We start from the raw sequence: 14209 nt of genomic DNA, 5'->3' as shown, positions 1-14209 counted from the left end.
GGTGACCTATCCGCTTCGGTAGAGCGTTCCAAACAGGATCCGAAAATCGAGCCAGAACGACGCAGTGCGGAGGTAGGCAGCATCCGTTTCGGCCAAAAGCTCCGGGTTCGACATGTCGATGCCCCTGATCTGGGCCAGGCCGGTTATGCCCGGCAGCGCCGCCAAAACCCCCAGCCGCCTGCGACACTCGATCAACTCCGTTTGGGTCGGCAGGCAGGGGCGCGGCCCGACCAGGCTCATTTCGCCCTTCAGGACGTTCCAGAATTGTGGCAGCTCGTCGAGCTTGAACTTCCGTAAGACCTTCCCGACCGATGTCACGGAATCCACCGGCGCCTCATGCGAGGGCAGTGACGGCGTCCCGACATACATCGTGCGCAACTTGTGGCAGCGAAAAAGCCGACCGTCACGGCCGACCCGCACCTGTGAAAAAATAGCCGGGCCCGGCGACGATGCCCGAACGGCAAGGACGGTGAGCGCCAAGACAGGAGATGTGGCCACCAGCAGCAGAGCCGCACCGGCAATATCGAAGATTTGCTTGGCTGCCTTCATGAACGGCCGATAGTGCTCCCTGCCGAAGTCCCGAGGCAACGCCGCAGGCAAATGCCGTCAATCCGGTCGACGTAGCATGAGCCGATCTTTTGGCCAAGCGTGCCACGCACTCGTGCCAATGTTCAGATGCGCCCCAGGACGAAAGCGAGATAGAGCCCTAGGTTTCCGGAAACTGTCTGCCTATAGACGCCGCTTTGGCGCAAGCCCGCCAAACGCCGGAAAAGACCGCCGTTGCGCCCGCGGGTGAAAAGGTCGAGGCACGCCGTCGCGTCCTCGGTCAGGAGGTCGCGATTGAGGGCGAGACCGTCGAGGTTAAGGTCTGTCCAGCCGGCGAATTCCCCCTTGAACAGGCGGCCAAGCCGGGAGAACCTTGCTTTCCAGGACACGTTGGCGCCGACCAGGTTCGCCGCGTGCTGCCGGTAGCGCACCAGCGGCCGCGGATCGTAGCGGACGATGCCGCCGGCGGCGGTCACGATGAGATAGGCCCACCAGTCGTGGCTGACGAACCCGGTCCGCGTGGAGGCCCTGGCCAGCAGGTCGCGTGCCGCCGCGTTGAGCAGGATGGTGTTGCCGCCGGCGATGCTTTGCACAAGCGCGTTGCGAAAGGTTGGCGGCCGGGCAAACAGCGGCGAATGGCCGACAAGGCTTCCTGTTTCCGTCATGGTTGCGGTTCGCGAACAAAACATCAGCGGGGTTTTCGCATCCTGGGTCCGCATCCAGCTGATAGCGCTCTCCAGCCTGTCGGGCTCCCAGATATCGTCCTGGTCGCAGAAGGCATAGCAGTCCGCCTCGATGCGTCGATCGACGATCATGGAGCGGAAATTCGCGGCGAAGCCTTGCCGCGGCCCCTCTACGAGCGTCATCCGACCCTTGGGCCGCCAGCGGGATTTCCATGTCTCGATGATGGCGGTCGTGCCGTCGACGGAGCCGTCATCGGATACCCACAGGTCGACCAGAAGACGCGACTGCGCGAAGAGGGATCGCAACTGCTCGTCGATGAAGGCGGCACCGTCTTTCGTGCCCATCAGGACCACGACGCGCAGATCTTCTTTGCTCACCAGCAAGATCGCTTTCTGCTTTCTGATTAGGTCGCCTGCCCGGCTGTTTTCGGAATCGCATCTTGACGTGCACTTGCCCTGGCCTTCTTGGCGCGGTCGAGACCTGCCAATGCGGCGAGCGCGGCAGCCTTGTCCTGGTTTTTCGTCGACTGCTGCAGGGCCGAGAGCGCGACCTGGACATCCGACCATTCCACGACGTCCGTGCTGAGGCCGAAAACCTTCGAGATGCCGAGTTCGACGAGTTCCTCGTCTTCGCCATGCAGCGTTTCGTGAAGTTTTTCGCCCGGCCTGATGCCGGTGAACCGGATCGCGATGTCCTTGTATGGGCTCTTTCCGGACAAGCGGATCATCGTTTCGGCCACTTCAAGGATCGGCACCGGCTTGCCCATGTCGAGCATATAGACGGCATAATCGTGTCCGCTCTGCCGCGACGCGGCATCGGCCGCCGACATGATGACGAGATCGACGGCTTCGGCCACGGTCATGAAATAGCGCGTCATGCGCCGGTCGGTGATGGTGACGGGCCCCCCAGCCTCGATTTGCGCCTGGAATATGGTCGCCACCGAACCATTGCTGCCGAAGACATTGCCGAACCGCACTGCAATGAACTTGGTGGCCGGGTCACGCCCGCCCGTCTGGCCATGCAAGGCGCTGATGATCTGTTCGGCGGCCCGCTTCGTCATGCCGAGCACTGATGAGGGATCCACCGCCTTGTCGCTCGATATCAGGACAAATTGCGCAACCCCGCACTTGGCGGCAACCTCGGCGCAGACGAGCGTTCCGAAAATGTTGGTCTGGATGGCTGAATCCCAGTTCTCCTCGAGCAGCGGAACATGCTTGAGCGCCGCGGCGTGAAAGATGATGTCCGGCCGGAATTCCGTGACGACACGCGTTATCTGGCGCCGGTCCGAGACATCGACGATGCGGACCTTGAGCCGGTCATGGTCCTTCTCGTCAACATACTGGCTCAACTGGAAAATGCCGAACTCGGAGTTGTCGGCGACCAGCACCGCCTCGGCTCCCAATTCCAGCGACCGCTTGACCAGCGTCTGGCCGATAGAACCGGCGCCGCCGGTCACCAGAACGCGTTTGCCGCTGACAAAGGCGCCGATGCGCTGGATGTCGGACGCGACCGCCGGACGGCGCAGGATCGTTTCCATCTCAACGGTGTCGAGAACCAGCTTTCCGTGCTGTTCCAACTCCGAAAGGCCTGAGAACTGCACCACATTTATGTCGCCGTGCCGGGCAATGCGCACGAGTTCCGAATAGTCCTCGATTTCGTGCTCGGCGCCGCTGCCGAAAATCAGCAAGTCCAGGCTTTTGGTGCCGGTCGCATAGTCCTCCAGGACATCGATCAGGCGCGGCATGGCCGCCACCACGGGAACACCTTGAATCCGCGTGCCCAACGGTGCGCCGCGCTCGGTCGCCATGATGCCTGCGATGGAATAGTCCGCCGGTTGCGCCGTGCGGGTGAAGCGAATGATCAGGTCGGCCTCGTCGAGCCGGCCGACGAACAGAGCGCGCTTGGCCTGCCTGATGTCGGTCTTACGGCTCAGAATCCCCCAGCTCGCGCCGTCACGCAGGAAGCGGTAGAACAGCCGGGGTGCCGAGATGATGGTGAAGGAGACAAGGAAGAAGACGATGAACTGACGCTCGTTGAGCCCCGCGACCGGCCGGTAAAACCGCAGCAGCAGCGACGCCATGTAAAGAGTGAACGTCAAGATCGCGCAGCTCTTCAGGATGTTGAAAAAGTCCGGCGTCGAGGCGAAGCGCCAGACGGTGGTGTAGAGGCCACTGTAGCGGAACAGCAAATGGCTGATGACGACGATGCCCGCCCATGTCGCCAGACCCTCCTTGGAGAGCGCGTCGAACGAAAGATTAGACCGCGAAAGCACGAGGCTGAGCGCAACGGCGACCAGGACCATGACCACGTCCTGGACCATGATGAAGGCGCGCCGCATCTGTGGCCTGAGCCCGAACACAGCTTCGAGGTGGGAATTCATTGGACGGCACTAGACTCCAGGCTCAGGGGTATCGACACCAGCGAGGTGCGACACGAAGATACTTCGCGACCGATCACCTTACTCAAGTGCCATCCCCGGCCCCCGCCGTGCTGTATCGCATACTGCGGGGGCGAGGGCATAGCCAGAGTTTTTTTCGGACAAGAAGCGTCCAGTGGAGAACATGGATCTTGCTCGGGCGATTGCCGCAAAGTCAACATTATCAAAAGCTAAAGTAATCTAGACAGCATGCGTTCAGTTTTGCCGCAGTTGACTCTGCTCCCCACCGCGTTACGACGCAATGCGTTGCCATATGCCTATCGAAATGGCTATTAGAGACGGGCTTGGTGGTTCGCTATGGCCAGCGAAGAATAATGCGCCAGAACAACGGATTGCGATACTCCCAGCTATGATTTCGGCACTAAACGGCGCTTTTGACGACATCTCAAAGGCCATGAGGTTACACCGGGTCTGGATTGCGCTTGCCCATGAGGACATCGGCGACCAACACAGACGCACGACGCTCGGCCCGCTTTGGATGCTGGTCAATTATCTGGCATTCATCGGCACTTTCATCTTCGTTTTCAAGACCAAGGACACGGATTCGGCCGGATACACGGCCTATGCCTCGATCGGCCTAGTTGTCTGGTTCTACCTTATGGAGATGATCAGCCTGAGCGTGCCCCTGTTCTCGCGCGAAGCCAGTTTCATTCAAGGTACGAGGCTGCCACTCTTCGTGTATGTGATGCGGCTGACGGTGCAATGTATCATCCGAGCGAGCTATTCGGTCGCGGGTTGCATCGTCATCCTGCTGCTGAGCGGTTTGGGAATCAGCGCTGAGTGGCTTTTGTCGATCCCGGGGTTGTTGCTGATTGTGCTCGCGACCCCTGCAATCGTAATGGTTTTCGCATTCCTGGGCGCATTCTTTCCCGATGCTCAGTTCATCGTCGGCAACATCATGCGAGTCGGCACGTTTCTTACGCCAGTCTTCTGGGCCTATCATGGGCAAGGCGGTATACAGAACTATGCCTATCATTGGAATCCGTTCACATATTTCCTGGAAGTGGTGCGTGCGCCAATCGCGAGCGGCGAATTCCCAACCCATCCCTTTGTTGTGACAGCCTACATCTCCTTGGCTTTCTGGGCGGTTGCGTTGCTGCTGCTGGGCGGATATCGCAAGCGCGTCGTTTTCCTGATCTGAGCTCAAAATGATTTCCATCAAGCTGGACAATGTCAGCCTCGCCTACCGCCTCTACGAAAAATTGACGCTTACGGCGCCTGACCGGCGCCTGGGTGGTCTTGGAGGCAAAATCGGACGATCCGGCGGCAAGCAGGTCGTGCAGGCGCTGGAAGATGTCAGCTTTGAACTCAAAGCGGGCGACCGTTTGGGCTTGGTCGGCCCAAACGGGGCCGGCAAGACGACACTGCTCAAGGTGTTGTACGGCATCTATCAGCCATCGGCCGGCACAGTAGCCATTGAAGGCAAAGTCGACGCTTTGTTCAACATCAACATAGGATTTCGCCCCGAAGCGACGGGGCGGCGAAACATTGTTCTGAGGGGTTTGATCAGCGGGTGGACCGAGGCCGAGATCCAAGAAAAAATGCCGGAGATCATCGCCTTCAGCGAACTTGGCGACTTTATCGATGTCCCCTTCAAAACCTATAGCCAGGGTATGGCCGCTCGCCTTGCTTTCTCAGCGGCTACAGCCCTTGACCCCGAAATTCTGCTGATGGACGAGTGGATCGGCGCCGGCGACGCCCAATTTCAAGAAAAAGCCAAGCGACGCATGGATGAACTGGCAGAGAAGGCAGGCATCATCGTCCTGGCGACCCACAATGAGAGCCTGCTCGAAAGCGTATGTACGAAGAGAATGACGCTTAAGAACGGAAGGGTCGAAGCCTTCACGACGAAACCTGCAAAGAGGGCTGGAACGCGAGCTAAGTCTTAAAGGTACTCTTCCCGGATACTATATGCTCGCAGTTCAGATTCCCAATTCGTCGCACCTGCTGTAGTTGAGTATGCCAGCGTTGCGCCCTGCGGACGTACTAAAATGAATTGCGCTCGAGCCGTTGAGTTACCGATGACGAGACAAGAATCTGTTCCCATGAATGATCTGAAGCGCCTGTATCAGCGCTACCAGGTCGAAATCGAGAGTGAGGTAGTGAACACGCTACGTTCGGGATGGTGGCTCAATGGCGCTATCGGCAAAAGATTTGCGGCAAATTTTTCCAGATTCATAGGCGTTTCGGAATGCGTTCTCGTGGCCAATGGGACGGATGCGCTCGAACTTGCATTGGCCGCAGTGACCAAGCGCTACGACGGGCGCGAGGTGATCGTCGCCGCCAATGCGGGGGGCTATGCCAGTTGTGCCTGCTGGCAGAATGATCTCGTTCCGCACTACGTCGATATCGAACCAGCCAGCCAACTCATAGCCCTTCAATCGGTACTGAAAGCAGCCAGCGCAGACACCGCTGCGATCGTCGCCACCCACCTCTATGGTGGCGTCGTTGATGTCCGCGCCATCCGGGACGGACTTGAGCAGGCTGGCCTCTCGCACATTCCAATCGTGGAAGATTGCGCGCAGGCGCACGGGGCGAGAATCGGAAGCGACGTTGCAGGCTCGCTGGGGGATATCTCCACGTTCAGCTTTTACCCAACCAAAAATCTCGGAGCCATGGGGGACGGCGGCGCTGTTCTTACCTCCGACACGGCAACCGCCGCGCATGTACGGCAACTGCAACAATATGGCTGGAGTTCAAAATATCATGTCGGCGTGCCCAACGGCCGCAACTCCCGCATGGATGAAGTTCAAGCCGCGATACTGGACGTTTTGCTGGGCGATGTGGATAGACGCAACCAGCAGCGGCGTGGCATCCTAGACCAGTACAAGTCGGTTGCCGGGCGTCGATTCCAGTTCCTGGAAGGTGGCGAAGGCGCTGTCGCGCACCTCGCGGTCGCGCTTTGCGACGACCGGGACGCCTTCAGGGCGTTCATGAAAGAGCGCGGCATCGACACTGACATACACTACCCTGTGCTGGATTGCGACCAAGTCGGCTGGGCGGACTTACCGATGATGGGGAGCGAAAATCTCACCGTTTCGAGGGCCAGCGTCAGCCGTCTCTGTTCGGTCCCCTGCTATCCCGATATGAGGGACGACGAGGTAGAGCGGGTTTGCCTGGCCCTCCGCGAATGGGAGACAATGTGACAACACGCTCGATCGTTTTCCCGATCTATCGAAATCAGGCGAACATCCCTTCCCTCCTGGGCGCAGTCGCCGATTTCCACTCCAGATATCATAGCGACATCGAGTTCGTCTTCGTCGTCGACGGGTCGCCGGACGAATCCGGCCCGCTGCTGATCAAGGAATTGAAAGGCTCGGGCTATGATTACAAGATCATCTTCCATAGCCGGAACTTTGGTTCGTTCACTGCTATTCGAACCGGGCTCGAACACGCTTCGGGTGACCAGGTCGCTGCGATGGCCGCCGACCTGCAGGAGCCGCCTGAACTGATCGTCGAATTCTTTTCGAAGCTGGAAAAGGACGAGGCTGACGTCGTGTTTGGGCAGCGAACCGGGCGTAGCGATCCGCCCTTGACCAAATTTCTGTCGAGGGCTTTCTGGTCGGCCTACCGCAGGCTCGTCCTGCCCAGCATGCCGAGTGGCGGAGTGGATATCTTCGCCTGCAACCGTCAGGTTCTGGAAGCGATCCTCTCGATCGAGGAGCCGAACAGCTCGCTTGTCATACAACTTTTCTGGGTCGGCTTCAGGCGGGAATTCGTGCCTTATCGGCGGCGCGAACGAAAGCACGGAACAAGCGCCTGGGGCATGGCACGGCGGTTCCGATACATGATGGACAGCATTTTCTCGTTCTCTGATTTTCCGATAATGCTCACCCTCTGGGTAGGATTTGCCGGCTGTGCGCTAAGTCTCCTATTTGCAGTCGTTACCGTGATTGCACGGCTGCTTGGCAATATAGACCCCGCTGGCTATACGACACTGGTGCTGCTGATCACGGGCTTCGGTTCGGCCAGCCTTCTAGTCCAAGGGATTCTTGGTTGCTATCTCTGGCGGGCAGTTGAAAACACCAAATCGCGCCCACTTCGGATCATCAGCCGCGTCGTTGACGGAACAGCGAAATGAACGCCAAGCCATTTTTCGTGCACGAACGGGGTATCTGCGAAAGCTCCCATGTCGGCGACGGAACGCGTATTTGGGCCTTCGCTCACGTGCTGCCTGGGGCCGTGCTCGGCTCGAACTGCAACATCTGCGATCACGTCTTCATCGAGAACGACGTGATCGTCGGCGATGACGTGACTCTCAAGAGCGGCGTCCAACTGTGGGACGGGGTGCGCCTGGGCAATCGTGTGTTTGTCGGCCCGAATGCGACCTTCACCAATGATCGCTTCCCACGCTCCAAGGAATATCCCGAGGCGTTTCTGCTGACCATGATCGAGGACGGCGCTTCCATCGGCGCCAATGCCACAATCCTGCCGGGCATAGTCGTCGGCCGCCAGGCGATGGTCGGCGCCGGCGCCGTGGTGACCAAGAGCGTCCCTGCCAATGCCGTCGTGGTCGGAAATCCCGCAGTCATCGTCGGCTACCAGACCGGCCCGAAGATCGTGCCAGCCTTGACGCAAACCCTCCCCGGCGCAGTGGGCGAGAAAATGTCGCTTGGGGTCGGTGGTACCGAGCTCTGGCGGCTGCCGCATTTTAGCGATCTGCGAGGCGAACTCGCCCCGCTCGAATTCGGTGCAAACCTACCGTTTAAGCCGGCCCGGTCCTTTCTGGTTTATGGCGTTCCCTCCGACAAGGTCAGGGGTGAGCATGCGCATCGCGAGTGCCATCAATTCCTGATCGCGGCCCATGGCCGCCTGTCCGTTGTCGTTGACGACGGCCATGAGAGAAAAGAGGTTTCGTTGACCGAACCCTCGATCGGCCTCTACATTCCGCCCGGCATTTGGGGAATTCAGTATAAATTCCAACCCGATACAGCATTGCTGGTCATGGCTTCGCACAACTATGATGCTGGCGATTACATCAGGGACTATGCGGATTTCCTGGATACGGTCAGGCAGGATGACCGCTGATCGCATTGGCGGAGACGCCGTCCGGTTTCTTGTCGCCGGCGGACTGAATACCGCCCTGACCAGCCTTGTCTATTTTGCCGGCCTTGTCGTCCTGCCCTCAAGTTTGTCTTACGCGCTCGCTTGGCTGACAGGACTTGTGTTCGTAATGGTGTTCTATCCCGATCGCGTCTTTCCCGGCGGCCGCACGGGCATCGCCGATCGACTGGCAATCGGGGCGTCGATTGCGGTCGTGTTCGTGCTCGGCCTAGCAGCCCTCAAAACGCTTGAAAGCGTTCTGCAAAATGCTGCAGCAGCCTTCTTTGTCACCCTTGCCATCACGACCATCCTCAACTTCGTGATTTCTCGATGGATACTCCGCAGATCATGCTGACGCGACCGAGCACAATACGACCAGCCATTAATCTCTTTGCGATTTTCGTCGCGATGTATTTTTCCGAATTGGCTTCCTTTCCGCTGTCAATCGATGACGAAGTAACCGCCTTCAGAACGGACGCGTCGATCTGGATTCTTCAGGGACGCTGGGGCGCGTATCTGATCGAGAGATTCCTTATTCCTCATCCGGTCATGCCTTTCCTGGCTCCGGCCGTCTTTGGCGCCGGTTGCGTGGCCGCCTACCTCCTCGTCATGGATGTCATCAACAAGCAAGAGCTCTCCATCGCTGAGTACGCATGTTTTGCGATTTTCTGTGCTTTCCCGACCTGGTTTTTTATCGTCGAATTTTATTCGAACATTGCCGCTATCGGCGTCGGCCTGTTCGCGACCGCTCTAGCGCTTTGGCTGATCCGAAAGGAGGAGGTTTCCCCACTCAGCCCTCGCTTTCTCGGAGCTGTGGGAGTCGGCGCCTTCGCAATCTCGATCTATCAGAGTTTCGCACCGGCAATTCTGGTCCTGGGCATTGCGATCTCAATTCTGCAAGCACGGTCCGGCAGCAGCGTATCGTTGCCGAAAGACCTGCTTCGGATCGGTATTCTGCTGGCCGGCGCAATATTGTTCTATGTCATCGGCGACATCATTTTCAGATCGTTCGCCCCCGGCAGAAACGAGTATTTCGACTCGCTTTCCCAGCCAAACTTTCTGCTTCAACATCCTATCACCGTTGTCGGGCGCGTGATTGAGGCGATAGGCGGGATCTATGGCCTGGACCAGCGCACATACGGCGTTGCATTGTGGGCAATCCCGCTCTTGTTGCTCCTGGGCGGCTGGGCGCTCTTGAAGGAATTGCCCCGCACGAAATTGCTGTTGACGGCAGTTGCCTTCGTTTCATTGCTTGTTCCCTTCGGCTTTCACTTCCTTGCCGCGGGCAGCATGCCTGTCAGGAGCCTCATCGGGGTGCCGATTGCCGTATGGCTGTTTGCCTATGTCGCGGTGACGAGCAGAAACTCCAGAATCCGCGCAGCCTCGGCCATCTTGCTGGCGGTGGCGCTTTTCCAGATTCAGGTCGTTCAGAACTATCGCCAAGCATCCAATTATCTGGTCGACAAGCACGATACTCTCTTGGCGGGAGCCATATACGACAGGCTGTCGGCCACGCCCGGTTTTGACGCAAAGCGCAGTTATGCTTTAAGTGTGTTTGGCGCGCAGCCATTTGTGACCAACTATCCGAAGCCTTCCGACTCGACGGTCGGTTATTCTTTCTTCGAATGGAATGGGGGTAATTCCTGGCGGATCGCCTACTATATGAAATTGCTTGGCTATTCAAATTTGAGTGGTTCTAACCAAGAACAGGTACTTCAAACGATCGTCAATCTTTCGACCATGCCTGTTTGGCCGGCTCCCGGTAGCGTGGAAATCAAAGACGACATCGTACTGATACGGCTCGGTGAGACGCCCAGCTCCTCAAATCAGCAAGCTCTTGAGGGAGCAGCTAGCCGTTGAGCGTCGTGAAGCAGTGTGGGAATTATTAAGGTCGCTGCAAGATAGTCGAGGGCAGAATGAACGTCGAGATCGATAGGAGATTCGTAGTAAAGGATGCGCATTCGCGAATTGAGCTCCCGGGACTTCTGGCAATGCGTTGCTACGCGGCGTTGTCGATTGTCCTTGTTCATCTGATTGCGCTGCCAAAACTGCAGATCCCCGGCTACCTATGGTTCGTGCCGACGCATTTCGGCAACGGAGTGCCGCTGTTTTACATAGTCAGCGCATTCGGTCTCTTTGTCGGGTATAGTGGCAGGATCGAGACGCGGCAGGAATTGCGAGAATTTTACCTTCGGCGTTTGCTGCGCATCGCGCCTCTATTCTATTTCATAATGCTGTTCTACATACCGTTCTGCTGGATAGTATGGAAGACGACAGTCCCTCTTTCCCAATTCCTCAGTTCAGCACTGTTCATCTTCAACTTTGTGCCGAACCACGTGACCGGATTCGTCATGGCGTCATGGTCCATCGGTGTCGAGATGGCGTTCTATGCCATCCTGCCGCTGCTGGTGTTTGCCATCACCGGTCTAGCTCGTTCTGTGGTGTTTCTTGCGGTAGCAGTATTCTTGGCGGCCAACTGGGCGTTGGCATTCCAAGGAACGGGGGGCGCGTTAGCGCTCTTTGGCCACTTTTCTCTAGTGGCTCAACTGTTCTATTTTGCTGCAGGGATAGCGGGATATTATGTCTGGCTGGGGGTTTGTCGCACTTCCCCCCAGATTGGCCGAATAGTCTTTGCTGCCAGTCTTCTGACAATCGTTGGCCTGATCTGTTTCACGAGCCAGATTGCCGTACTCTTCGGAACGATACTTGGGTCAAGCGGCGGTTCCGGCGTCAAAACCGCTTGGGCGGTGACGTTGGCGAGCGCTGTCGTGGGAGTTTCCCTGTATCCGCAAAGATGGTTCGTGAATCCGGCTGCGAAGCTGCTCGGCAACGCCAGTTTCAGCATTTACCTCTGGCATCCGGTCGTTATCGTCATCCTGGATCGGGTGGGCCTGTACCGGACGGTTTACGCATCCTTCGATGGAGCATCCTTGCCGTTCCTTGCCTCAGTGGTAGCAACTCTTGCGATGTTGATACCACTATCCTTGCTGAGTTATCGGTATATAGAAAGGCCCGGCATGGCCTTACGATCTCGCTTCGGTCGAGTCTGGCCAGCTTAATGGCCTTTTCGCTTTCGAACCTTGGCGTCGCCGATATCGCCCGGCTGCGGCAGCGTGTTACATTTAGGGTACGGAGAACCCTCGATTCGAGATTGTTAGTCCAACCATTTGGATCGTGGATCAGCGAGTCCAGCTGGGCTAGTATTCTGTGGTGATTTCTTTGACTATTAATTCGTTGACCGCAATCCGTCGCATGTTAGACGGCTATGTGTTCCCAGGCAGCGCCAGAAAGAGCAAGAATATTAGCATGTTCTCAACAGCCTTCCCACATTTGAATGCCGCCGAACGCGAGGCGGCCAACGGGTGCACAACTGAAGAGGCTCTCGTTTTTCTTCGCCGAATGAGCCTGGACGACTTCGGCCTCTTCATGATTTCCTTGCCGAACAAGGATTATCCCAGTTTGTCACGTCTTCTGCCCGCGATGGCCAGTGACGAAGTCCAGAAGACCTGGACCGGGGCATCCGGTCTCGATCTGTACCGGCAAACCGCGTCGTTCGCCCGACAACTTGAAAACAATTATACCCGACATACCAAAAAGCCGCTGGCGGGCTCTGATATTCTCGACTTTGGATGTGGCTACGGACGCATCTTGCGCATGATGTACTACTACAGCGATCCATCGTCCATATGGGGTATTGACGCCTGGGATAAGTCTCTCAGCTTGTGTAGAGAGGCAAGATTGCCTGGCATGTTCGCTCAATCGGAGCGGATTCCTTCCGTGCTACCAGTCGACGACCAGAAGTTCGATCTGATCTTCGCATTCTCGGTATTCACACATCTGGCGCCTTCGAGCGCGAAAGCCTGCCTTATGGCAGTTCGCAAACACATCAAGCCTGGTGGATTGTTCGTGGCCACTATTCGACCAATTGAATTCTGGCCTTTTATCGATGGGATTCGAAAGACTTCGGTCGCTGCGAAAATGCAGTCGAACCATCGCCTTAACGGATTTGCTTATCTTCCTCACGGTGGCGTCGAAGGCGAAACCTATGGGGACATCTCTTGCGAGATCGACTTTTTGGGCGGTGACGGTTGGGATATAGTGGGACATGATCGATCGATCATTGACCCGTTCCAAGTGTCGGTGCTGATGCAGCCCTCCGTTTAGCGACTGGGCTTTGGCAAGCAACGAAGGTGGGTCGCCGCACTTTGGGGCAACTCTCCCAAATGGGCACACCTTTTCTACTTCGCGGCAGGGATAGCGGGAGATCGCGTTTAACCGAGACGGCGGCGCACTTGGCGTGCTCGCGCGGATCGGTTCGCATCGCGAAAAAGTACCACTTCATGGTGCTATTCCAGCCTGTGGTTGGCTCCATTGTTCGAAAGGAACTGGGCAAAACGATCATATAGAACGGTGTACTTGCGCTGAAAGGCATCATAGTCGCCAGCCTGCACGAGCTCGCGGACGTCCAATTGTCCCACTTTACCGACAGGGACGTGCGGGATGCTCATAAGTTCCGCCATCTCCGTGGTTCTTGAGTCATGGGAAATTATGGTCGCGGGAACGCCGTTGGTCAACGCGATCAGGTTTCCGTGGAAGCGTGTCCCGACAGTGTAATCAAACCTTGATATGTAACTATCCCATTCCGCCAGGTCGAAGAACATTTTTGCGTTCTCTTTGATATGCTTTACATAGAGCGACGGGTCCATGCCCATATTCAGCTGGTTGATAATTGCCTGAGCGTTCTCTAAATCGGTTTTATTCCCCTCTCCAGAACGGAGCATTGCCATTTCTGGTTCTTCGTTCTGCAGGACGTAGGGATACTTTCTATCGATAGATAATTTCAAAAGATCAGCTTCAACGCGCCGGGCAGCTTCGGGATTGGCCGAATGCAAAAATACGTTTCGTGATCCGTTCACCGAAACCCTCAGGCTGGCGTCTGTTCCCGGCCGCTTTATTTTCAGGTCACGACGCAATTTGCGAAACAGACTGGGACATCCTACCTCGCTGACGTTTTTTATCCCAAAGTCATTCATGACCTCGGCCGTAAAATGACCTCGCACGCCCACGGTCTTGCTGCGTTCGGATATTATATGAAGAAAGCGTTTACTGCCCTCGGGAATATCGGTGACTTTGTTGCCGATGGCGGGTGCTTGCGCACCGAGGCCGGCGACCACGCATGGCAGCTTGGTCGGTTCTATGAAGTCAGCCAAATAGGACAAATCAAAATTCTTGAAAATGAAATTTGCCGCTGAGATAGCTATGATGTCGAAACGTTCGTTTGCCTCTTGCGGGGAATAGCCCAACCCCTGCCCGAATTCTTCAAAGCGAAGTTCCTCGAACAGAGACTGTCCTATCAGAAGATTTCCGGTGTTATATCCAATGACTTCGAATTTCTTTTCAAAGGCAATCTGCGGGTCGGGATGCGGAGCTATTGACGCTCCCAGAAAAAGAACTCTCACTAAAGTCTCCTCGACGCTCTGTAGACATCTAATTCCCCAC

Annotated in this window: 13 protein-coding genes; 9 read left to right on the top strand and 4 right to left on the bottom strand. The window is 56.9% G+C overall.

Going from position 1 to position 14209, the window contains the following annotated elements; translation table 11 throughout:
- Nucleotides 1-6: 6 nt before the first annotated feature.
- From NKH95_RS03925 to NKH95_RS03915, 3 genes are all read right to left on the bottom strand, one after another.
- Nucleotides 7-549 (bottom strand): sugar transferase, encoded by a 543-nt coding sequence (locus NKH95_RS03925; RefSeq protein WP_023808522.1) that lies wholly within the window; start codon nt 547-549, stop codon nt 7-9.
- Between the two features lie 122 nt (nt 550-671).
- Nucleotides 672-1607, bottom strand: coding sequence for a glycosyltransferase (locus tag NKH95_RS03920; protein WP_352891107.1), 936 nt, complete (start codon nt 1605-1607; stop codon nt 672-674).
- Between the two features lie 26 nt (nt 1608-1633).
- Entirely contained in the window at nt 1634-3610 is a 1977-nt protein-coding gene (locus NKH95_RS03915; protein WP_352891106.1) for an SDR family NAD(P)-dependent oxidoreductase, read from the bottom strand.
- A gap of 310 nt (nt 3611-3920) precedes the next feature.
- On the opposite strand from NKH95_RS03915, the gene NKH95_RS03910 reads away from it, so the two are divergent.
- From NKH95_RS03910 to NKH95_RS03870, 9 genes are all read left to right on the top strand, one after another.
- Entirely contained in the window at nt 3921-4808 is an 888-nt protein-coding gene (locus NKH95_RS03910; RefSeq protein WP_352891105.1) for an ABC transporter permease, read from the top strand.
- A 7-nt stretch (nt 4809-4815) separates the two neighbouring features.
- The gene (locus tag NKH95_RS03905; RefSeq protein WP_352441343.1) at nt 4816-5556 is read left to right on the top strand and encodes an ABC transporter ATP-binding protein; all 741 of its coding nucleotides are present in this window, start codon (nt 4816-4818) and stop codon (nt 5554-5556) included.
- A 156-nt stretch (nt 5557-5712) separates the two neighbouring features.
- Nucleotides 5713-6813: a DegT/DnrJ/EryC1/StrS family aminotransferase gene (locus NKH95_RS03900; RefSeq protein WP_164748809.1), complete on the top strand. Its 1101-nt coding sequence runs from the start codon at nt 5713-5715 to the stop codon at nt 6811-6813.
- Entirely contained in the window at nt 6810-7748 is a 939-nt protein-coding gene (locus NKH95_RS03895; RefSeq protein WP_206517162.1) for a glycosyltransferase family 2 protein, read from the top strand. The genes NKH95_RS03900 and NKH95_RS03895 overlap by 4 nt, the downstream gene beginning before the upstream one ends.
- Nucleotides 7745-8695: a WxcM-like domain-containing protein gene (locus NKH95_RS03890; RefSeq protein ID WP_352891104.1), complete on the top strand. Its 951-nt coding sequence runs from the start codon at nt 7745-7747 to the stop codon at nt 8693-8695. Before NKH95_RS03895 ends, NKH95_RS03890 begins: the two co-directional genes overlap by 4 nt.
- Complete coding sequence (locus tag NKH95_RS03885) at nt 8685-9065, top strand: GtrA family protein (RefSeq protein WP_164748973.1); 381 nt, start codon at nt 8685-8687, stop codon at nt 9063-9065. Before NKH95_RS03890 ends, NKH95_RS03885 begins: the two co-directional genes overlap by 11 nt.
- Complete coding sequence (locus NKH95_RS03880) at nt 9059-10570, top strand: glucosyltransferase domain-containing protein (RefSeq protein WP_352866467.1); 1512 nt, start codon at nt 9059-9061, stop codon at nt 10568-10570. Before NKH95_RS03885 ends, NKH95_RS03880 begins: the two co-directional genes overlap by 7 nt.
- 56 nt (nt 10571-10626) lie before the next feature.
- Complete coding sequence (locus NKH95_RS03875) at nt 10627-11769, top strand: acyltransferase family protein (protein ID WP_352441346.1); 1143 nt, start codon at nt 10627-10629, stop codon at nt 11767-11769.
- 193 nt (nt 11770-11962) lie between these two features.
- Nucleotides 11963-12874 (top strand): class I SAM-dependent methyltransferase, encoded by a 912-nt coding sequence (locus NKH95_RS03870; protein ID WP_352441347.1) that lies wholly within the window; start codon nt 11963-11965, stop codon nt 12872-12874.
- Nucleotides 12875-13056: 182 nt separating this feature from the next.
- Here the strand turns inward: NKH95_RS03870 and NKH95_RS03865 are convergent, their stop codons facing one another.
- Complete coding sequence (locus tag NKH95_RS03865) at nt 13057-14169, bottom strand: polysaccharide pyruvyl transferase family protein (protein ID WP_352441348.1); 1113 nt, start codon at nt 14167-14169, stop codon at nt 13057-13059.
- Between the last annotated feature and the right edge of the window lie 40 nt (nt 14170-14209).

Source organism: Mesorhizobium sp. M0848 (assembly GCF_040319805.1).
Classification (GTDB): domain Bacteria; phylum Pseudomonadota; class Alphaproteobacteria; order Rhizobiales; family Rhizobiaceae; genus Mesorhizobium.
The sequence above is the reverse complement of the archived record's forward strand: the minus strand, read 5'-3'. Positions and strand labels throughout refer to the sequence as shown.

Bases quoted from the DNA above. Each gene is read 5' to 3' on its own strand.
- NKH95_RS03870 (WP_352441347.1), top strand. From the start codon at position 11,963: ATGTTAGACGGCTATGTGTTCCCAGGCAGCGCCAGAAAGAGCAAGAAT.
- NKH95_RS03910 (WP_352891105.1), top strand. From the start codon at position 3,921: ATGCCTATCGAAATGGCTATTAGAGACGGGCTTGGTGGTTCGCTATGG.
- NKH95_RS03905 (WP_352441343.1), top strand. From the start codon at position 4,816: ATGATTTCCATCAAGCTGGACAATGTCAGCCTCGCCTACCGCCTCTAC.
- NKH95_RS03900 (WP_164748809.1), top strand. From the start codon at position 5,713: ATGAATGATCTGAAGCGCCTGTATCAGCGCTACCAGGTCGAAATCGAG.
- NKH95_RS03885 (WP_164748973.1), top strand. From the start codon at position 8,685: ATGACCGCTGATCGCATTGGCGGAGACGCCGTCCGGTTTCTTGTCGCC.
- NKH95_RS03925 (WP_023808522.1), bottom strand. From the start codon at position 549: ATGAAGGCAGCCAAGCAAATCTTCGATATTGCCGGTGCGGCTCTGCTG.
- NKH95_RS03890 (WP_352891104.1), top strand. From the start codon at position 7,745: ATGAACGCCAAGCCATTTTTCGTGCACGAACGGGGTATCTGCGAAAGC.
- NKH95_RS03875 (WP_352441346.1), top strand. From the start codon at position 10,627: ATGAACGTCGAGATCGATAGGAGATTCGTAGTAAAGGATGCGCATTCG.
- NKH95_RS03915 (WP_352891106.1), bottom strand. From the start codon at position 3,610: ATGAATTCCCACCTCGAAGCTGTGTTCGGGCTCAGGCCACAGATGCGG.
- NKH95_RS03880 (WP_352866467.1), top strand. From the start codon at position 9,059: ATGCTGACGCGACCGAGCACAATACGACCAGCCATTAATCTCTTTGCG.